This window comes from Macrococcus equipercicus (assembly GCF_004359525.2).
GTDB lineage: Bacteria > Bacillota > Bacilli > Staphylococcales > Staphylococcaceae > Macrococcus > Macrococcus equipercicus.
Map to the genome: position 1 here is coordinate 422442 of NZ_SCWC02000002.1, position 17721 is coordinate 440162.

Genomic DNA, 17721 nt, shown 5'->3' on the forward strand with positions numbered 1-17721 from the left:
AAGTCATAATTCTTTTAAATTATAGCTTATTGCTGGTCATCAATCCCGTAAATTGTTTTGACGCTGAATGTCCTTGATCTTTTCAGGTGTGACATCAGTGCCTTCCTGATCGATGATTTTAGTGTTTTCAATCGTTTTCTTAAAGCTGTCTCTGAAACTATTCAAGTACTCTGCACGCAGACTGCTCTGCTCGCGGCCTTCTTCTTCTGTTAAACCTTCCGCCTTCTTTTTCTTTGCAAGATGATTGATACGGTCCATTTTATGTTGTTCTAACATGAGCATCCTTCCTTTCATAATAAAGATAGCAAAAAAGGCGTAGAAAACCAACTTGTGCACGTCCACCTCCACAAAAAACCCTGCTCAGCTGAGCAGGGCAAGAAAATTACTGGACAATTCCCAGCACTTCGCCATTCTGTGTGGACTGATGCGGGCTCCTATGATTAGAACGCGTGTTCGTTTCGATCGTTGTGTCACCGGCGGTCTGTTTTAATGATACTGACTGACCTTGTTCATATATTCTTTCAGATTGTGCCATATATAATGTGCCAAATGTCAAAAACATTGTAAATAAAACGGAATAAAGGAAAAATTCTTTCGAAATTCTGATTGTCATCATTAATTACCTCCAGAACATTTGTTTGTATACTCACAATAACAGAACATCTGTTCTCTGTCAAACACTATACGAACAAATGTTTGTTCGCCCCGAACATGTATGCTATAATGGCTTTAGAACAAACATGAAGGAGTGTTCTCATGAAAGAATTAACTAAAAGACAGCAAGAAATATATGAATATTTAAAACAAGTCGTATCAGCTAAAGGATATCCACCGAGTGTCAGAGAAATCGGTGAAGCAGTCGGTCTTGCTTCCAGCTCAACTGTGCACGGCCATTTATCGCGTCTTGAGGAGAAAGGTTACATCAAACGTGACCCTACGAAGCCCCGGGCGATAGAAATCGTCTCTGATTCTGCTCAATCTGCGCTGCATGAAGAAACAATCCATGTCCCGGTCATCGGTAAAGTCACTGCCGGTCTGCCGATTACAGCGGTTGAAAACGTCGAAGAATATTTCCCACTGCCTGCCCACTTCACTTCCAGCCACAACAGCGATATCTTCATCCTTGAAGTCGTCGGTGAAAGTATGATTGAAGCAGGCATTATGGATAAAGATAAAGTCATCGTAAGACGTCAGGCGATTGCCGAAAACGGAGACATCATCGTCGCAATGACGGAAGAAGATGAAGCGACGGTGAAACGCTTCTACAAAGAAAACAATCGCTACCGGCTGCAGCCTGAAAACAGCACAATGGAGCCGATTTACCTTGATAAAGTAACAGTACTCGGTAAAGTCGTCGGTTTGTTCCGCGAATTTTAACACCACTTCAATGATGAAGCGGTGTTTTTTTATGGCAAATTAAATACCGGCTGAGTCAGCCGGTACGGGTTATAGTGGAGTTCATCTACTTTTTAATGATCTTTTTACTTGCGTCCGAGTATTTCTTTAACTTGCTCTAAAATGTCTTTTTCTTGTGGTTTTTTTGTTTCCATCGTTCTATCCCCTTATCATGCAATTACAATAGTACTGTACCCGCATCAAGCAGCCGCAAACATACATGTGAATTATTACAACTTATACTCCACGTCACCCTTCTCCTATATTTTAACTGAAATCATCATGCTTTGAAAAAATTCAGCTCCAGTATTGACAATACAGCCCAGTTAACTTATATTATAAATCGTAACAATTACGTTTTATGGAGATGTTTTAAATGCAAGCTACGAAAATCACTGCCGGTCTGCTTATGATGTCACTCGCGCTGGCCAGATGTCAGCAGAAAGAAGCTCAGCCCACTCAAACGGCGCAGCAGCAGAGCCATGTTCATCGTCAGTCACATAGTCACAGTAAAATGTCCGCTGCAGAAAAAAAGTTCATGATGGTTACTTCAAGGACGCGGAAGTCCAGGACCGTCAGCTAACTGATTGGCAAGGAGACTGGCAGTCTGTCTATCCGCTTGCAAAAGACGGCATATTGGACGAAGTCTTCACACATAAAGCAGAAGATGGTGACATGACGGCTGAGGAATATAAAAAATACTATTTAAAAGGCTACCAAACAACAGTCAAACGTATAGTCATCGACGGACAGTCCATAACTTTCTATGATAACAATAAAAAACTACAAGCTGATTATACATATGATGGCTATGAACTATTAACATATGATAAAGGTAACAGAGGTGTGAGATTTATATTCAAGAAAACGTCCGGAGATGCCGGGGCACCTAGCTACGTTCAGTTCAGCGATCACAATATCAGTCCGAAGAAAGCATCGCATTATCATATTTATATGGGTGATGACCGTGCTGCACTACTTAAAGAGCTTGAAAACTGGCCGACGTACTACTTCAGTGATATGAGCGCCGATAAGATTAAGAATGAAATGATTTCACACTAGACTGAGTAACTTTCTTATGGACGGGTATAGTTATCCATCAATCAAATTCCAAAGGAGAATGACAGATGGCTAATGAATATCAATGGGTAAGAAATGAACGGGAACAACTACTCGCGAAACTGCAGCATTTAAGCGATTCTGAATTTAATTACAACTTCGGCTTCGGGGGTGGCAGCATTAAAGCCGTGCTGCTTAAGATTGCAAGTGCTTATCATTCCAGTTTCGGACAAAGTGACACCCCTCACCTCCACCATTCCGGTGTCCAGGATTATAAGAACAGTTTAAGTGCTTTGAACTTTGATGATGTCCTTGAATCTTTCAATCAGGTCAATCGCTTGATGGACAGTGAACAAGACCATTACGAGACCATCCAGAAAAACATTGTCAACGAGTTCCGTCAGCTGGGACAGATTGATGTCATGCTTCATCTCCTCGAGAATTCAGATTATCCTGTTGCCAGCAGAACAGCGAAGCGCGAAAAAGTGACAGAGCGCCGGAATATGAGGATTACACGATTATAATCAATAAGATAACCCCGGAAAAATTCCGGGGTTATCTTATTGATTTAAATTAATCAGCGGCACACTGGATTTAATCACTTGATTGGAGACGATGAGCTGCTTGAGCTCATCAGCAATATCAAGCTGATTTAAATATTCAAACGGCAGCCAGTAATAGGGTCGTCTCACTTTAAATTCTTCCTTGTTCCTCACGTTGAAAACAAACGACGTTTCATTTACCGGTGTAGTGAACAGCCATCCTTTATGCTCGGCAGTTTCTTCCACGACGAACAAAATGCCGCCGACTTTCAGTTCTTTATTCAGCTGTGCCGCGAAAGCGTGGGCGCTGTCCTGAATGGACTGGCTGCCTTTTTTCAGGACATAAGGAAGCTTCATTCGTTTATGCCCGATGTCCTGCACAAGTATTTTTTCTTCTGTCGTAATAAGTAATGATGATACTACTAGTTCTTTAGCCATAACGTTCTCCTAATTCTCGGTAATGTAATCTTCAGTGTAAAACGGGATATTCTTATCATCAAAAGCAACACCTATCCCTACTTCTTTAAAAATTACATTCAATATATTTTTACGATGTCCCAGTGAATTCATTAAGCCGTGGTGAGCTTCTATCGGCGACAACTGTCCGTACGCGAGATTCTCTCCGGCGAAGATATAGTCGAAGCCAGCTCTTTGCATCCGGTCAAACGGATCTAACCCCTGCTTGTTCGTATGACTGAAAAAATGATGCTCTGCCATATCGATTGAATGTTCCACTGCGGTATGACTCATTCTATCATGATAGCTGACAGGAGGTAAACCGTGTTTTACCCGGTCAGCGTTGATGAGATGGTAATCCAGTTTCTCATAAGCGGCCGCCAGCTCTGGCGACGGACTCGCATATAACTGCGGCTTTCTGTTCTCAAGTGACTGCGCAGTCACTTTCATCCCGACCAGCTTGTCGTCCTCATGCTGATCGAAATAATACGTATAGTACACACCGTCAGTCAAATAAGTGAGCATGTGCGGATCATCGAGCTCCAGGCGATAACGCGGCCCCTCAATCACTTCCAGAGGAGCACCAAGCCGCTGACGGACGCTGTTCTCTGTCATGCCGTAGCTCACCTGCTTATCAGAAGTAAAAGGACCGGCCACTGTATAGATGCCTGTCACCCGCTGCGCCGTATAGTTGACGAGTATAAAGTGCCGGTAATGATCGTGATAGACATTCCAGTTATTCTGATACTGATTTCTCAGCTGGTCTTTCGGCGGGCCAAGCAGATGATCAACTTCCTGCTTTGACATACCAAGCTTAATGTCATCTATATAGCTTTTCGGTATACGGACAGCAGTAGTGCCGGACTGTGCAGATACGGCATCCCGCAGCCGGTGCTTAGCAGCCAGTGTCCAGTCATCAGGTAGTGACAGTATGCGCAGCGGAAAAATAAACAGTCCTGCCGCAAGCAGGAGAAATAACAGCAATTTTTTCATGGCACTCCTTATAAGCGTTAGTTAAGTATATATTATAACAAGTTCAAGGCTGCGATGCATGGAATAAAAATGCACATGACAGCTCTCTGTCATGTGCATGATGATTAACGATCCATATCGCCGTTAAAGATTGAGTTCTTCACGACAACGTAATCTACTTTGCGGATGGATTCCAGGTCTCTACCACCAGCGTAGGAGATAGAGGACTGAAGATCCTGCTGCATTTCTGTTAATGTGTCCTGCAGGCTGCCTTTATGCTCAACGAACATTTTTTTACCTTCGACGTTCTTCTTCTCACCTTTTTGGAACTCAGAAGCACTGCCGAAATATTCTTTGTACAGCTTACCGTCCAGTTCAACCGTTTCTCCCGGAGACTCTTCATGAGCCGCAAATAATGAGCCGACCATTACCATGTCAGCACCGAAACGGATTGATTTAGCGATGTCCCCGTGCGTACGGATGCCGCCGTCTGCGATAATCGGCTTACGTGCGGCTTTTGCACACAGCTTGATAGCTGCAAGCTGCCAGCCGCCGGTACCGAATCCTGTCTTGATCTTAGTGATACATACCCGGCCGGGACCGATGCCTACTTTAGTCGCATCAGCACCCGCATTTTCAAGTTCTCGCACTGCTTCAGGTGTCCCGACATTGCCGGCGATCAGGAATGTACCCGGCAGATGCTTCTTAATGTGCTTGATCATCTCAATGACCTGGTCAGAATGGCCGTGTGCGATATCGATTGTCATATATTCAGGAATTATGTCACTGTTTTTAAGTTCTTCTACGAAAGCATATTCATTGTCTTTGACGCCGACTGAAATAGAAGCAAACAATCCTTTATCATGCATTTTTTTGATGAACGGGATTCTGGCCGCCTCATCGAAACGGTGCATAATGTAGAAATAATCATTGGCTGCAAACCACTCTGCCAGTTCTTCGTTCATGACCGTCTGCATGTTTGCAGGAACGACTGGAATTTTAAATGTTTTTGGGCCGAACTGAATAGACGTGTCACATTCACTTCTACTTTTCACGATACACTTATTTGGAATCAGCTGAATATCTTCATAATCAAATACATCAAACATGAGTTAACCATCCTTTAAATGCGAACTATTTTTATATACAACAAATTATTATTCGTCCATAGGATAATTTACAGGTTTTCAAGTGATTTGTAAAGAGAAATAGCGCGTTTTTACGAATTTTACATATTCTACTGCTTTGTTTTTACCAGCTGGCCTTCTTGACGCCTGGTATTTGGCCTTTATGGGCCAGTTCCCGGAACGCGATACGAGAGAGCTCAAACTGCCGGATGACGCCTCTTGGACGTCCTGTGAGCTGACAGCGCCGCGTTAGTCGTGTCGGTGAGGAGTCACGCGGCAGTTGTGCGAGTGCCTCATAATCACCTGCTGCTTTTAATGCTTGTCTTCTCTCTGCGTATTGAGCGACTAGAGCCGCGCGCTGCTGCTCTTTTGCTATTTTCGATTTTTTAGCCATGTGTGTTCCTCCTATTTATTAAGTGCGCTATCGAGCGTTTTAATGTTTTGCTTCATTAACGACTGATACGTTGCATCTTTATCCTGATTAGTCAGTACGGCCATGTTGTGGAACTTCAACGGTTTGGCATTTGTATCATCTTTAATGATATCCGTGATTTTTGATGAAATATTCTGCTCGTATATGATGTAAGGTGTCTTTGAAGCTTTGATGTCATTGATCATATGAACAATTTCATTTTGTGAGGGTTCATCGTTATTCATGCCGGAGACGCCGACCTGGTTGAAGTGATAATGGTCCGCCAAATAGCCGAGTGAATCATGTGAGATATAGACGGTGTCTCTTTTCGGGTGCTTAGTAATGTCCTTCAGCTGGCTGTCGATTGATTGTAAATCCTTCTTGAGTGACTGATAGTTCTTCTCGTAATCTTTCTTGTGTGCCGGATCTTTAGCGATCAGTTCGTCTTTAATCTTACGGGCAAACGATTGGTCAAGTACTGGGTCCAGCCAGACATGAGGATCAAAGGTCGATTCATGTTCGTGTTCCTCATGTGCCTCATCATGATCATGCTTCAGCAGCTCGCTGCTCTTAATGTCAGCAGCTACCGCCAGCAGTTTCTTTTTGTCTTTTACCACCTTGGCCATTTTGCCGGCTATAGGGTCCAGCTCATCACCTGTGTAGACGAACAGGTCGCTTTTAGCGACTGCCAGTGTATCTTTCTGTGTCGGTTCGTATGTATGAACATCTATCCCGTTTGGATAAATACTTGTTACAGCAACGTGATTTCCGCCTATCTGCTCGATAAACGATTTTAAAGGAAATACTGTCGTGTATACCTGCATCTTCTCACTCTTAATGCTAGTCTGCTGATTACACCCTGCCAGAGTGAGCAGCAGTGCCGCCACTAAAAAAATAATGCGTTTCATTTGTCCATCTCCTAATCGTAATGATTTCGATATAAATCTTATAACGAACTCGGGATAAATGCAAGAACTTTTTGCAAATCGTCATAATTATTATTTACATAAAAAAACCAGCCGCCGAGGCGACTGGTTCAATCTGCTAGTTTTCAAGATCAACTGTAGCAATATCAATATTGAGAGCTGTAGCAATTCCTTGACCATAAGCAGGATCTGCTTTGTAGCAGTTTCTAATATGGCGGCGCTTGACTTCGTCGTTTACACCGTGCATAGCATTGGCTGTATTAATGAACAGTCGATGCTGCTCCTCAGTAGTCAATAAGTTGAACAGTTTGCCCGGCTGCTCGTAGTAGTTCGTATCGTCTTCACGGAAATCATGTTCATAGACACTTCCATTAAGCGGTAACGCCGGCTTTTTGAACTGCGGCTGCGACTGATGATGACCGTAGCTGTTTGGATAGTAGTTCGTATGAGCGCCTAAGTTACCATCTACACGCATCTGCCCGTCACGAGAGAACGGACAGAGGTTCGCCACTGCTTTTGGATAGTTGACGGGAATCTGCCAGTGGTTCACGCCGAGACGATAGCGCTGAGTGTCACCGTATGAGAACAAGCGGCCCTGCAGCATTTTATCAGGAGAGAAGTCAAGTCCTGGAATAATGTTAGTCGGTGCAAATGCAGCCTGTTCCACTTCCGCAAAGTAGTTTTCAGGATTACGGTTCAATTCGAACTCGCCTACTGGAATCAGCGGGTATTCATCTTTAAACCATACTTTCGTTAAATCGAACGGATTGTCTTTATGATTTTTCGCCTGTTCCTCAGTCATCACCTGGATGAACATTTTCCATTTCGGGAACTGACCTTGTTCAATCGCGTTGAACAGGTCACGCTGGCTGGATTCGCGGTCCGTGCTGATGATACGGTTGGCTTCTTCGTCCGTTAAGTTCTCAATGCCCTGCTGTGTTCTGAAGTGGAACTTCACCCAGACACGCTGACCCTGCGCATTATACATGCTGTACGTATGAGAACCGAAGCCGTGCATATGACGGAAACCGTTCGGAATACCACGGTCACTCATCAGGATTGTCACTTGATGCAATGCTTCAGGCAGACTTGTCCAGAAATCCCAGTTGGACTGTGGATTATGCATGTTAGTCTTTGGATCGCGTTTAACGACGTGGTTTAAGCTTGCGAATAACTTCGGATCTCTGAAGAAGAAGACCGGTGTATTGTTACCGACGAGATCCCAGTTACCTTCCTCTGTATAAAATTTAAGCGCGAAACCACGAATATCACGTTCAGCATCTGCTGCCCCGCGTTCTCCCGCTACTGTTGAGAAGCGTGCGAACATTTCTGTCTGCTTGCCGATCTCTGAGAAGATCTTCGCAGATGTATATCGAGTAATATCATGTGTCACTGTAAAAGTTCCGAATGCACCAGACCCCTTGGCATGCATACGACGCTCCGGAATCACTTCACGGTCAAAATGAGCCATCTGCTCGATGAAGAAGATATCCTGCATCACAACGGGTCCCCGTGGTCCTGCAGTCATTGTATTTTCACGGTCACTCACAGGTGCACCGAATAATCCTGTTAAATGCTGGTTATTGTTTTCAGTCAATGGTCATACCTCCAGAATAGTAAGTTTAAGTAATGGCTTTGTTTCTCGTTTCTTATTTATAATAATTATTATAACACACTTATTATAATCTGAACATTTTCTTTGTCAGACTTTTACCATTAATATTTAAATACTTTACTGCTTTAAAGGTTTTATGCACTAAAATTTTTTCTTGCCAAATCTTTCTGGCTCCCATACAATAAATATTAATACAGACAAAGGTTAGGTGAATCTATGGAAAACAACCAGATGGACAGAGATTTAAAAACAAGACACATATCGATGATCGCTATCGGCGGCTCTATCGGTACCGGCTTATTTATGGCGAGCGGCGCTATTATCAGTCAGGCTGGACCAGGCGGTGCCATCGCAGCGTACGCCCTGATCGGCATTATGGTCTACTTCCTGATGACAGCACTCGGGGAACTTGCAACATTTTATCCAGTATCCGGCTCTTTCAGTGCGTATGCCCGACGTTTCGTTGACCCTGCTGCGGGATTTATGGTCGGCTGGCTGTACTGGGTCATATGGGCGCTTGTGGCAAGTGTCGATATCATTACGGCTGCCAAAGTACTGTCCTACTGGCATGTCTTCGGCGGTATTCCTTCACTTGTATGGTGTCTTTTCTTCCTATTATTATTATTTCTACTTAATGCATTCTCAGTTAAGTCATTCGGGGAAGCTGAATACTGGTTCTCATTTGTCAAAGTAGCAACGATTATTATCTTCCTGATTATCGGCGTGTTAATGATCTTCGGCATACTTGGAGACAAAGGGGCTGTCGGGCTTCAAAACTTCACAGCAGGCGATGCACCGTTTGTCAACGGCTTCCTTGGTCTGCTCGGCGTGCTGGTCGTCGCTGGATTCTCATTCGGCGGGACAGAAGTAGTCGCTGTCACAGCCGGTGAATCAGAGAACCCTGAAGAATCGATGCCGAAAGCCATCAAGCAGGTATTCTGGAGAATTCTGCTGTTCTATATCGGTTCTATCTTTGTAATCGCGGCACTGATCCCTTACACTGATCCGCGTCTGCTGAATGAGAACTCTGATGTGGCGATGAGTCCGTTCACAATCATCTTTGATAATCTCGGCATTCTATTTGCGGCGACGCTTATGAATACAGTTATATTAACAGCGGTATTATCGGCCGGCAACTCAGGATTATACGCGACAAGCCGTCTGCTCTACTCATTGAGCAATGAAGGACAGGCACCGAAATTCCTCGGTAAACTTAATCAACGCAACATGCCTTTTAATGCGCTGCTTGTCACAACGGCACTGATTATCGCGAGTATTATCTATGCTCATATTAACATGGGCGGCTATGGCAAGCTGCTGAATATGCTTGGAACGCTTGTCCTGCTCGTCTGGGGCATGAGCATACTCAGTCACTACAGACTGCGCCGTGCCATTAAAGTACAGAACCGCAATGACGATGAGCTGTTATCTTATAAAGCACCGTTCTTCCCGCTAGGCGTCATCATCGTCGGTGTTACCATCATCTTCCTGCTTGTCGGGCAGTCATTTGCAGACATTTCGTCTCTTAACTGGGCGAAGCTGATTGATTCGTTCATACCGATCATCATCGCGATAGTTACATATTTCGGCTATAAACTCGTGAAAAAGACAAAGGTCATCAAACTGGAAGATATCGATTTATCTAAACATCAGCTGTAAAAACAGTCAGATGAGAGATTTGCATCCGCAAATCTCTTTTTTTTATGTATAATAAGAGTAATAAAACGGTTACAAGGAGGCAGACTCATGACTGCAGGACAGTTCAATATATTTGATGATGTGCTGAAAACTGATGAGAAGTTCGTCATTGTCGTCCAGGGGGTCTATAATCAGAACGGCAACCTGACCAAAAAAATACTGCGTGAATATCCAAGTCTGGATCAGCAGGCGATGCAGCGGTTATTCGTTCATCTGAAAGAAGTCTATTTACAGGAGCGGTTCGATAAAGATATGGCGTTCTATGACATCACCGTCTATACAAATGAGGATTATGCAGCGGACCATATTTATGCCCATACGAAAAGACATCGCCATCCAGGAGACCAGTGGACAGCGACGAGCAAGTAAATATGACTGACTAGAAAACCCCGTACAATGGTACGGGGTTTTGTTTTATATAATAGTGGCTTCTTTTTCAGTGATTAGTTCTACAATATGGTTATGTTCATCCATAACTGCGACTTTCGGTTTATGAAGCTGTGCTTCTTCGTTTGTCAGCTGGACATAGTTCATAATGATGACCACATCATCCACCTGGACGAGACGGGCTGCTGCGCCGTTCAGGCAGATGACCCCTGAACCGCGTTCGCCTGCGATGACGTAAGTCTCGAGTCTCGCCCCGTTGTTGTTATTGACGATCGCTACTTTTTCATCCGGCAGAATGTCTACCGCATCCAGTATATCCTGGTCAATCGTAATGCTGCCGACGTAGTTAAGATTCGCCTCTGTGACTCTTGCACGATGAATCTTTCCGTGCATCATTGTTCTAATCATTTTGTTCCCCCAATAATTATATTATCTATTAAGCGCGCTTTTGAGAACTTGACTGCAAGCGAAATAAAGCACCGGCCTTCAAGCGTATCGACTTTAATGAGTTCAGGATACTGATAAACTGCCGCTTCCTCCACTGTTCCTGATGAATAAGACGTAATGTAACGCGTGATTTCTTCTTCAATGACTGCAGTATCTCTCTCGCCGCCGTCAATCAAGTCTTTAGCGAGCTGCAGGCTGTTATAGAGCGCCACGGCTTCCAGTCGCTCCGCCTCTGTTAAATAAATATTTCGTGAGCTCTTGGCAAGGCCGTCAGCCTCGCGCACAATATCGATACCCCGAATTTCAATATCTTGATTAAAATCTTCTACCATCGCCTCTATGATTGCAAGCTGCTGGGCATCTTTTCTGCCGAAGTAAGCACGCGTCGGCTTAATGATATTGAACAGTTTATTGACGACTGTCACAACCCCGTCAAAATGGCCAGGACGTTTAGCACCTTCAAGTACTGAAGCAAGTCTGCCGACTGTGAGCGTGATGTCCTGTTTTGGATACATCTCTTCTGCAGACGGATGGAATAAATAATCGATGCCGATGCCTTTGACGAGTGCTTCGTCCTTATCGATATCACGCGGATAAGCGTCAAAGTCTTCATTCGGACCGAACTGCAGCGGATTGACGAAGACGCTGACAACGGTCACAGTGTTATCCTGCTTTGCCGCTTTCATCAACGTCGCATGGCCGTCATGGAGAGCACCCATCGTCGGCACAAAGCCTATCGACTCGCCTGCCTGCAAATGCTTATTGGCGATGGCTGTCATTTCTTTGATAGATGTAATACGTTTAGTCATGTGCTACCTCACCCATAATTTTCGCCTTATAAGTGAACTCATCCGTTGGAAACTGGCCGGCTTTCACTTCATTGTTATAGCTGCTCAGTGCTTCGATCCCTGCTGAGAAGTCACCGTATTGCTTCACAAACTTCGGCTTACGGTCTGTCGCGTAATTCAGAACGTCATGATAGACAAGCACCTGGCCGTCGGTATCACGTCCCGCGCCGATGCCGATCACCGGAATGCTCAGTTCGCCTGAAATATAGGCAGCAAGGTCGCTCGGCACTGCTTCCAGCACAAGCATGACAGCACCTGCCGCTTCAACGGCCTGTGCTTCAGCGATCAGCTGCTCTGCCGCTTCTTTTGTTTTAGCCTGGACGGCATAACCTGTGAGCCCGGCACTCTGCGGTGTCAGTCCTAAATGAGCGACAACCGGAATACCGAGGTTCGCGCACTGCTGAATAAATGCCGTCAAGTGCCCGCCTTCTGCTTTGACGGCATGAGCACCTGAGTCGCGGTATAGTCTGACGGCATTCATGAGGTCCACTTCTTCACTGATGCCGACGCTGCCGAACGGCATATCAATGATAGTGAATGTATCGGGGGCGCCGCGGCGCACCGCCTTTGTATGATGGATCATGTCTTCCATCGTCACGTAGACCGTGCTGTCATAGCCGAGCACTGTCATACCGAGGCTGTCACCGACTAAAATCATGTCAATGCCTGCTGCCTCCACCTGCTTAGCACTTGGATAGTCATAGGCAGTCATCATGGTCAGCTTGACGTGCTCACGCTTCATCTGCTGAAGATCTTTTAATAGTTTCATGGTTCCACTTCCTTGTTTAGCGATGAATACATTATAATAGACACATTGCACTGTGTATATAAATAAATTCCAAGGAGGCTATTATGACTCAATACGCCGTTATCGGACCCGGTGCTGTCGGCACTGTCATCGCCCATGAAATCAGCAAGGTGGCAGCAGTCAAACTGTTCGGCCGCCGCGAACAGCAGGTTGTGCTGAACAGCGGTTCGAATGACTATAAGATTAATGTCTCTTCCCTGCTGCTGAACAGTGATACATTCGATGTCATATTCGTCGCGGTCAAAGTGACGAAACTCGCGTCAATACTTCCTGCGCTTCAGGCGATGAGCCATGATAATACAGTCATCATTCTCTGTCAGAACGGCATGGGACAGCTTGACATGCTTCATGAGTTTAATGCGGTGCAGGCCGTCGTCTACATCAGCGGCCAGAAAACAGATGACTACGTCCGCCATTTCCAGGATAAGAAACTGATTCTTCCCGTTAATCAAGAGCTGCAGCGCATCAGTCAGCGGCTTGACGCGACTAAGCTCGAGCTCGTTGTATCCCCTGACTATGAAGCGGCCCTCTGGTTTAAACTGCTGGTCAACTTAGGCATCAATACGGTCACCGCCCTGACAAAAAACACGGCCCATGTACTAGAACTGCCTGAAGTTATGCAACTGACGGAACAGCTCTTACAGGAAGGGCTGAGAATCGCCCGGGCTGAAGGCCTCGATTTTACGGCGCAGACCGTCCAGGATATTATAGCCATCTATCGCACTTATGCCGGTGATATGGGGACAAGCATGTACTACGATACACTTGCCGGCGTTCTCCTTGAATATGATTATATTCAAGGAGAACTGCAGCGCTTGGCCCGGAAACATCAGCTGACGACCCCGCTGCTTGATGTCTGCTGCACATTGCTTACAGGCTATCAGTATAAGCGGTAGGCCATAAATCATTTGAAGGCCACTTCCTGCCGGAGATTTCTTGTTTTCAATGAATTTTGGCCTTCAGGAGAGGTTTGAAGGCCACTTCCTGCCAACCAATGACAGTCAGAAAAAAAGAAGCAGCCGCAGCTACTTCTTTAATATATACTGTTCTAAAACGTCCGCAATACCATCACTGTTATGATCTTTAGTGATGAGATCTGCGGCTTTTTTTATAGCCTCATTGGCATTGCCCATAGCGACACCAAGTCCTGCATATTCAATCATGTCTTTGTCGTTGTTGCTGTCGCCGAAAGCCATGATTGCTTCACGGTCAATACCAAGCTCAGTCACCAGTTCACGCAGTGCCCGACCTTTCGACACGCCTTCAGCCATGAATTCAAGGAAGAACGGTTTGGATGTTGTGACATGTATATCATGGCCGTAGTGGCCACCGAGTTCCTGATTGGCCCGGCTAATGTTTTCTTCAAAATCCACACCCATCAGTTTTGGGACGTTGCTCTGCACAAAATCTTTCAGCGACGCCACCTGCTTCATCGGCAGGCCAGTCAGTTCATGCTCCACATCCATATAAGGATGTTCTCCTTCATAGACAATCGTCTCATCCACATAAGTCAGCACGAAAAATCCTTTTGACTTGCAGTAGTCATAGCATTTATCGAACTGGTCTTTCGTCAGTGCTGTCTCTTTGACCATCTTGAAATCACTCATGTCAAAAATACGGGCACCGTTATAGCTGAGTATATAAGACTGATGCTTATCAAGCTGCAGCTCTTCCGCTGTCTTCACCATGCCGTTTGTCGGCCGTCCTGAGGCAAGTATGACGCCGACGCCATGCTGCTGCACTTGAAGCAGCGCATTTTTCGTCCGTTCTGACATGACATTATCTGAAGTCATCAATGTGTCGTCCATATCCAGTACTACTAATCTGTAATCCATGTTTTCACTCCATCATTTATTAGTCACTTAACTCTACTTCAGCATAACAGACTGCACCTGCTGTGTCAGTGTTCACCCGTCTGACTTCACAATTCAGAAAGCGTTCACGCAGCTGCTGCTCAATATCAGCATCAGGCCTCGCCATGACAAACAAGGTTGGTCCTGCCCCGCTTAAAAAAGCATAGCCTTGACCATTCAGCATGTCATGCAATTCGGTATAATCTTTGATTAAATGCTTTCGGTAAGGTTCGTGCAGCAGATCCTGCATCATCATCTGTCCTGCAAGATCGTAGTTTCCCGTGCTGAGCGCCGCGACTAGAACATTGCTCACAGCACTCGCTCTCACTGCACTGCTGTATGTCAGTTCGAAAGGCAGGGCATTCCTTGCATCTGCCGTCTTCAGTTCATAGTCCGGTATGACTGCATACATGGGCCACGCTATAGGCGCTAACGTCTCATAATAGCATTGCCCGCCGTCATGACAGCCGACGACAAGGCCGCCGAGCAGTGACGGGACGACATTGTCCGGGTGTCCCTCTTCTGCTGATAACAGCTGGATCAGTTCATCTGTACTCAACTTCAGCTGACGTACATGATTGACAATCAGAAGACTTGCGATCAGCACTGTTCCTGAGCTGCCGAGCCCGCGTGCCAGCGGTATAGTCGAAGTCATGGTCACCGTCAGCTTAAAAGGTTCGACCTTTAACAGGCGGCAGAAATGATTGACCATGCGCGCTAAATAATGGGTATCATCAGCAGGCAGATCATGCAGCAACTCTGACCGATGATTAAACTGCCAGTCGCGGCTGACCTCAGCTTCAATCTCAAGATAACTATCCAGCGCCATACCGATTGAATCAAAACCCGGTCCGAGGTTTGATGTGGAGGCCGGGACTTTCACCCGGATCATGATAATTTATCCTCGATATACTGGATGATGGCATCTTCATCATTTTTCAGTACTGCCGGTGCCTGCATGACTCTGTCGATTGCAGTCTGCGGGTCCTTCAGTCCATTCCCTGTCAAGATAGCGACGACTGTTTTTCCTGCTTCCAGTCTGCCTGCCCGGTGCAGCTTCAGCAGTCCGGCAATCGCAGCATTGCTCGCCGGTTCTGCAAACACTCCTTCTTTTGTCGTCATCAGCTCATATGCCGCTAGAATCTCTTCATCTGTCACGCTGTCGATCAGACCGTCTGATTCATCTCGCGCTGCAACTGCGAGCTGCCAGCTGGCCGGATTACCGATACGAATCGCTGTCGCAATCGTTTCCGGCTGGTCAACGACTGCATTGCTGACAATCGGTGCGGCACCAGCTGCCTGGAAACCAAGCATGCGCGGTAACGCTGTCCCTTTAACGTCGTTGAACTCCTTAAACCCTTTCCAGTAAGCTGAAATATTGCCTGCATTACCGACAGGAATGGACAGCATATCAGGCGCCTGTCCTAACTGGTCGATGATTTCAAACGCACCGGTCTTCTGTCCTTCAAGGCGGTAAGGATTCACTGAGTTGACGAGCGCTATCTTATCGCTCTTCTCCGCGACTTTACGGACGATATGAAGCGCCTCGTCAAAGTTTCCTTCTATAGATACGATGTCAGCGCCGTAGATCATCGCCTGTGCAAGTTTCCCCATCGCAATCTTACCTTCAGGAATGACTACGATCGTCTTCATTCCGGCACGTGCCGCATAGGCTGCCGCTGCGGCTGATGTATTGCCGGTAGATGCGCATATCACAATCTCTTTCCCGGCATCTTTCGCTTTAGCAACAGCCATGACCATCCCTCTGTCTTTAAATGAGCCGGTCGGATTCAACCCCTCGAACTTGGCATATAGCTCCACATTCAGCTGGCCGGATAAATACGGAAGATGAATCAGCGGTGTGTTTCCTTCATTCAATGTCAGTCTGGGTGTCTGCTCAGTCACCGGTAAATAGTCTTTATATGCATCAATTAAACCTTTCCATCTCATCTTACACACCTTCTATTTCGTAGATTTTAACATCGTCAAGTGCCGCCACTTCATCAAACACAGCGGTCGACACGTTCAGCAGTTCTACAGCAGTCGTCTCACCAGTCGTGACAGTTCTGCCGGCAAATGTCTTTGTCACCGTCTCGTCACCGATAACAAGTAAGTGACGTGAACGGTCAAGCGCCTTGCTTTCAATCTCAAAGTGCGGCGGCAGCGTATGGAGCTTCGTATCGATGTATCTGATGACATGCAGCAGGTCACTGACGACCGCGCTGCCGGTTGCAAGGCTTCCCGCACCTCTGCCGTAATACATTGTATCTCCTACAGCACTGCCATCTATGTAAATCGCATTGTATTCATAGTCCACATGTGCTAGCTGATGATGGACCGGCAGGCACGTCGGCTTGACTGACGCTTCGACACGGTCGTTTTCAGCATATGCCTGGCCGATCAGTTTGATGGTATACCCGAGTTCACCGGCAAGCTTAATATCAGTGCTTGTGACATTTCTGATGCCTTCCACTGCACAGTCATCAAGTGTCATGAACTGATTGAATGCAAGATAGCTTGTAATCACGACTTTACGCTGTGCATCAATGCCGTCCACGTCAGCAGTCGGATCCGCTTCTGCATAGCCGAGTTCAGTCGCCGCAGCGAGCGCTTCTTCAAATGACTGCCCTTCAAGTGCCATCTTACTCAGAATAAAGTTGGATGTGCCGTTGAAAATACCCATGAAGTGTTTAATTCCATTGGCATTCAAGCCGTTATTAATGGCATTGACGATCGGGATGCCGCCGGCCACACTGGCTTCATATTTCAAGGATATCTCCCGTTCAGCGGCCAGTGTTTCAAGTTCCTCTAAATGTACCGCAAGCAGATCTTTGTTAGCTGTAATCACATGAACGCCGCTGGTCATCAGCTGCTTCAAATAATGATAAGTCGTGTCGATACCTCCCATTACCTCGATAGCAATATCAAGCGTATGATCATTTAAAATATCATTGATGTCATCCGTCAGATGATAACGTTCTGTATTGATTGCCCGGTCCTTATTAACATTCTTGACGAATATGTGTTTGACGGTGATACGTGCATCCATCGTCTTCTCAAGCTGTAGTTTGTTCTCTTCCAGAATGTTGACTACTCCAGTTCCAACCGTCCCTAATCCAAGCAATGCAATCTTAATATCTTTCATGTGAGCGCTCCTAACGTTGTCTATTCTAAAA

21 protein-coding genes and 1 pseudogene are annotated in these 17721 nt (G+C 45.8%); 7 read left to right on the forward strand and 15 right to left on the reverse strand.

Annotated features, from left to right (window positions below):
- Window positions 1–39: 39 nt before the first annotated feature.
- Both ERX35_RS04750 and ERX35_RS04755 read right to left on the reverse strand, forming a co-directional pair.
- Window positions 40–276: a DUF896 domain-containing protein gene (locus ERX35_RS04750; RefSeq protein WP_149458769.1), complete on the reverse strand. Its 237-nt coding sequence runs from the start codon at window positions 274–276 to the stop codon at window positions 40–42.
- A gap of 106 nt (window positions 277–382) precedes the next feature.
- On the reverse strand, window positions 383–616 hold the full coding sequence (locus ERX35_RS04755; protein ID WP_149458770.1) for a hypothetical protein: 234 nt from the start codon (window positions 614–616) through the stop codon (window positions 383–385).
- Window positions 617–756: 140 nt separating this feature from the next.
- On the opposite strand from ERX35_RS04755, the gene lexA reads away from it, so the two are divergent.
- The 4 genes and pseudogenes from lexA (at window position 757) to ERX35_RS04775 (ending at window position 2978) form a co-directional block, all read left to right on the forward strand.
- Window positions 757–1377, forward strand: a complete 621-nt coding sequence (gene lexA, locus ERX35_RS04760) for a transcriptional repressor LexA (protein WP_149458771.1) — start codon at window positions 757–759, stop codon at window positions 1375–1377.
- Window positions 1378–1771: 394 nt separating this feature from the next.
- The gene (locus ERX35_RS04765) at window positions 1772–1978 is read left to right on the forward strand and encodes a hypothetical protein (RefSeq protein ID WP_149458772.1); all 207 of its coding nucleotides are present in this window, start codon (window positions 1772–1774) and stop codon (window positions 1976–1978) included.
- Window positions 1979–1983: 5 nt separating this feature from the next.
- Window positions 1984–2457: pseudogene (locus ERX35_RS04770) on the forward strand (ZinT/AdcA family metal-binding protein); the annotation flags it as partial.
- A 65-nt stretch (window positions 2458–2522) separates the two neighbouring features.
- On the forward strand, window positions 2523–2978 hold the full coding sequence (locus tag ERX35_RS04775; RefSeq protein WP_149458773.1) for a hypothetical protein: 456 nt from the start codon (window positions 2523–2525) through the stop codon (window positions 2976–2978).
- Window positions 2979–3014: 36 nt separating this feature from the next.
- Here ERX35_RS04775 and ERX35_RS04780 read toward each other — a convergent pair whose 3' ends face one another.
- The 6 genes from ERX35_RS04780 to ERX35_RS04805 all read right to left on the reverse strand — a co-directional run bounded on the left by ERX35_RS04780 (window position 3015) and on the right by ERX35_RS04805 (window position 8486).
- On the reverse strand, window positions 3015–3434 hold the full coding sequence (locus ERX35_RS04780; protein ID WP_149458774.1) for a hypothetical protein: 420 nt from the start codon (window positions 3432–3434) through the stop codon (window positions 3015–3017).
- Between the two features lie 9 nt (window positions 3435–3443).
- Window positions 3444–4445 (reverse strand): CAP domain-containing protein, encoded by a 1002-nt coding sequence (locus tag ERX35_RS04785; RefSeq protein ID WP_149458775.1) that lies wholly within the window; start codon window positions 4443–4445, stop codon window positions 3444–3446.
- 104 nt (window positions 4446–4549) lie between these two features.
- A complete protein-coding gene (gene guaC, locus ERX35_RS04790; RefSeq protein ID WP_149458776.1) occupies window positions 4550–5533 on the reverse strand; it encodes a GMP reductase in 984 nt (327 codons plus the stop codon).
- A 142-nt stretch (window positions 5534–5675) separates the two neighbouring features.
- Window positions 5676–5945: a 30S ribosomal protein S14 gene (gene rpsN / locus ERX35_RS04795; protein WP_149458777.1), complete on the reverse strand. Its 270-nt coding sequence runs from the start codon at window positions 5943–5945 to the stop codon at window positions 5676–5678.
- Window positions 5946–5956: 11 nt separating this feature from the next.
- Window positions 5957–6871 carry a metal ABC transporter solute-binding protein, Zn/Mn family gene (locus tag ERX35_RS04800; protein WP_149458778.1) on the reverse strand — a complete coding sequence of 305 codons (915 nt, stop codon included), beginning with the start codon at window positions 6869–6871 and terminating at the stop codon, window positions 5957–5959.
- Window positions 6872–7007: 136 nt separating this feature from the next.
- Window positions 7008–8486 (reverse strand): catalase, encoded by a 1479-nt coding sequence (locus ERX35_RS04805; RefSeq protein WP_149458779.1) that lies wholly within the window; start codon window positions 8484–8486, stop codon window positions 7008–7010.
- 234 nt (window positions 8487–8720) lie between these two features.
- Between ERX35_RS04805 and ERX35_RS04810 the strand changes: the two genes are divergently transcribed.
- Both ERX35_RS04810 and ERX35_RS04815 read left to right on the forward strand, forming a co-directional pair.
- Complete coding sequence (locus ERX35_RS04810; protein WP_149458780.1) at window positions 8721–10163, forward strand: amino acid permease; 1443 nt, start codon at window positions 8721–8723, stop codon at window positions 10161–10163.
- A gap of 87 nt (window positions 10164–10250) precedes the next feature.
- Window positions 10251–10571 (forward strand): hypothetical protein, encoded by a 321-nt coding sequence (locus tag ERX35_RS04815; RefSeq protein WP_149458781.1) that lies wholly within the window; start codon window positions 10251–10253, stop codon window positions 10569–10571.
- Between the two features lie 45 nt (window positions 10572–10616).
- Here the strand turns inward: ERX35_RS04815 and panD are convergent, their stop codons facing one another.
- The 3 genes from panD to panB are packed head-to-tail and all read right to left on the reverse strand — an operon-like array spanning window position 10617 to window position 12653.
- Window positions 10617–10997: an aspartate 1-decarboxylase gene (gene panD / locus ERX35_RS04820; RefSeq protein ID WP_149458782.1), complete on the reverse strand. Its 381-nt coding sequence runs from the start codon at window positions 10995–10997 to the stop codon at window positions 10617–10619.
- Window positions 10994–11845, reverse strand: a complete 852-nt coding sequence (panC, locus tag ERX35_RS04825) for a pantoate--beta-alanine ligase (protein ID WP_149458783.1) — start codon at window positions 11843–11845, stop codon at window positions 10994–10996. Before panC ends, panD begins: the two co-directional genes overlap by 4 nt.
- Entirely contained in the window at window positions 11838–12653 is an 816-nt protein-coding gene (panB, locus tag ERX35_RS04830) for a 3-methyl-2-oxobutanoate hydroxymethyltransferase (RefSeq protein ID WP_149458784.1), read from the reverse strand. The genes panC and panB overlap by 8 nt, the downstream gene beginning before the upstream one ends.
- A gap of 83 nt (window positions 12654–12736) precedes the next feature.
- Here panB and ERX35_RS04835 point away from each other — a divergent pair, with 83 nt between their 5' ends.
- Window positions 12737–13588: an oxidoreductase gene (locus ERX35_RS04835; RefSeq protein ID WP_149458785.1), complete on the forward strand. Its 852-nt coding sequence runs from the start codon at window positions 12737–12739 to the stop codon at window positions 13586–13588.
- Window positions 13589–13717: 129 nt separating this feature from the next.
- Here ERX35_RS04835 and ERX35_RS04840 read toward each other — a convergent pair whose 3' ends face one another.
- The 4 genes from ERX35_RS04840 to ERX35_RS04855 are packed head-to-tail and all read right to left on the reverse strand — an operon-like array spanning window position 13718 to window position 17690.
- Complete coding sequence (locus ERX35_RS04840; protein ID WP_149458786.1) at window positions 13718–14527, reverse strand: Cof-type HAD-IIB family hydrolase; 810 nt, start codon at window positions 14525–14527, stop codon at window positions 13718–13720.
- Window positions 14528–14546: 19 nt separating this feature from the next.
- Complete coding sequence (gene thrB / locus ERX35_RS04845; protein ID WP_149458787.1) at window positions 14547–15437, reverse strand: homoserine kinase; 891 nt, start codon at window positions 15435–15437, stop codon at window positions 14547–14549.
- Window positions 15434–16495 carry a threonine synthase gene (gene thrC / locus ERX35_RS04850; protein WP_149458788.1) on the reverse strand — a complete coding sequence of 354 codons (1062 nt, stop codon included), beginning with the start codon at window positions 16493–16495 and terminating at the stop codon, window positions 15434–15436. The genes thrB and thrC overlap by 4 nt, the downstream gene beginning before the upstream one ends.
- A 1-nt stretch (window position 16496) precedes the next feature.
- The gene (locus ERX35_RS04855) at window positions 16497–17690 is read right to left on the reverse strand and encodes a homoserine dehydrogenase (protein WP_149458789.1); all 1194 of its coding nucleotides are present in this window, start codon (window positions 17688–17690) and stop codon (window positions 16497–16499) included.
- Window positions 17691–17721: the final 31 nt, after the last annotated feature.

Bases quoted from the DNA above. Each gene is read 5' to 3' on its own strand.
- ERX35_RS04750 (WP_149458769.1), bottom strand. From the start codon at position 276: ATGTTAGAACAACATAAAATGGACCGTATCAATCATCTTGCAAAGAAA.
- ERX35_RS04755 (WP_149458770.1), bottom strand. From the start codon at position 616: ATGATGACAATCAGAATTTCGAAAGAATTTTTCCTTTATTCCGTTTTA.
- lexA (WP_149458771.1), top strand. From the start codon at position 757: ATGAAAGAATTAACTAAAAGACAGCAAGAAATATATGAATATTTAAAA.
- ERX35_RS04765 (WP_149458772.1), top strand. From the start codon at position 1,772: ATGCAAGCTACGAAAATCACTGCCGGTCTGCTTATGATGTCACTCGCG.
- ERX35_RS04775 (WP_149458773.1), top strand. From the start codon at position 2,523: ATGGCTAATGAATATCAATGGGTAAGAAATGAACGGGAACAACTACTC.
- ERX35_RS04780 (WP_149458774.1), bottom strand. From the start codon at position 3,434: ATGGCTAAAGAACTAGTAGTATCATCATTACTTATTACGACAGAAGAA.
- ERX35_RS04785 (WP_149458775.1), bottom strand. From the start codon at position 4,445: ATGAAAAAATTGCTGTTATTTCTCCTGCTTGCGGCAGGACTGTTTATT.
- guaC (WP_149458776.1), bottom strand. From the start codon at position 5,533: ATGTTTGATGTATTTGATTATGAAGATATTCAGCTGATTCCAAATAAG.
- rpsN (WP_149458777.1), bottom strand. From the start codon at position 5,945: ATGGCTAAAAAATCGAAAATAGCAAAAGAGCAGCAGCGCGCGGCTCTA.
- ERX35_RS04800 (WP_149458778.1), bottom strand. From the start codon at position 6,871: ATGAAACGCATTATTTTTTTAGTGGCGGCACTGCTGCTCACTCTGGCA.
- ERX35_RS04810 (WP_149458780.1), top strand. From the start codon at position 8,721: ATGGAAAACAACCAGATGGACAGAGATTTAAAAACAAGACACATATCG.
- ERX35_RS04815 (WP_149458781.1), top strand. From the start codon at position 10,251: ATGACTGCAGGACAGTTCAATATATTTGATGATGTGCTGAAAACTGAT.
- panD (WP_149458782.1), bottom strand. From the start codon at position 10,997: ATGATTAGAACAATGATGCACGGAAAGATTCATCGTGCAAGAGTCACA.
- panC (WP_149458783.1), bottom strand. From the start codon at position 11,845: ATGACTAAACGTATTACATCTATCAAAGAAATGACAGCCATCGCCAAT.
- panB (WP_149458784.1), bottom strand. From the start codon at position 12,653: ATGAAACTATTAAAAGATCTTCAGCAGATGAAGCGTGAGCACGTCAAG.
- ERX35_RS04835 (WP_149458785.1), top strand. From the start codon at position 12,737: ATGACTCAATACGCCGTTATCGGACCCGGTGCTGTCGGCACTGTCATC.
- ERX35_RS04840 (WP_149458786.1), bottom strand. From the start codon at position 14,527: ATGGATTACAGATTAGTAGTACTGGATATGGACGACACATTGATGACT.
- thrB (WP_149458787.1), bottom strand. From the start codon at position 15,437: ATGATCCGGGTGAAAGTCCCGGCCTCCACATCAAACCTCGGACCGGGT.
- thrC (WP_149458788.1), bottom strand. From the start codon at position 16,495: ATGAGATGGAAAGGTTTAATTGATGCATATAAAGACTATTTACCGGTG.
- ERX35_RS04855 (WP_149458789.1), bottom strand. From the start codon at position 17,690: ATGAAAGATATTAAGATTGCATTGCTTGGATTAGGGACGGTTGGAACT.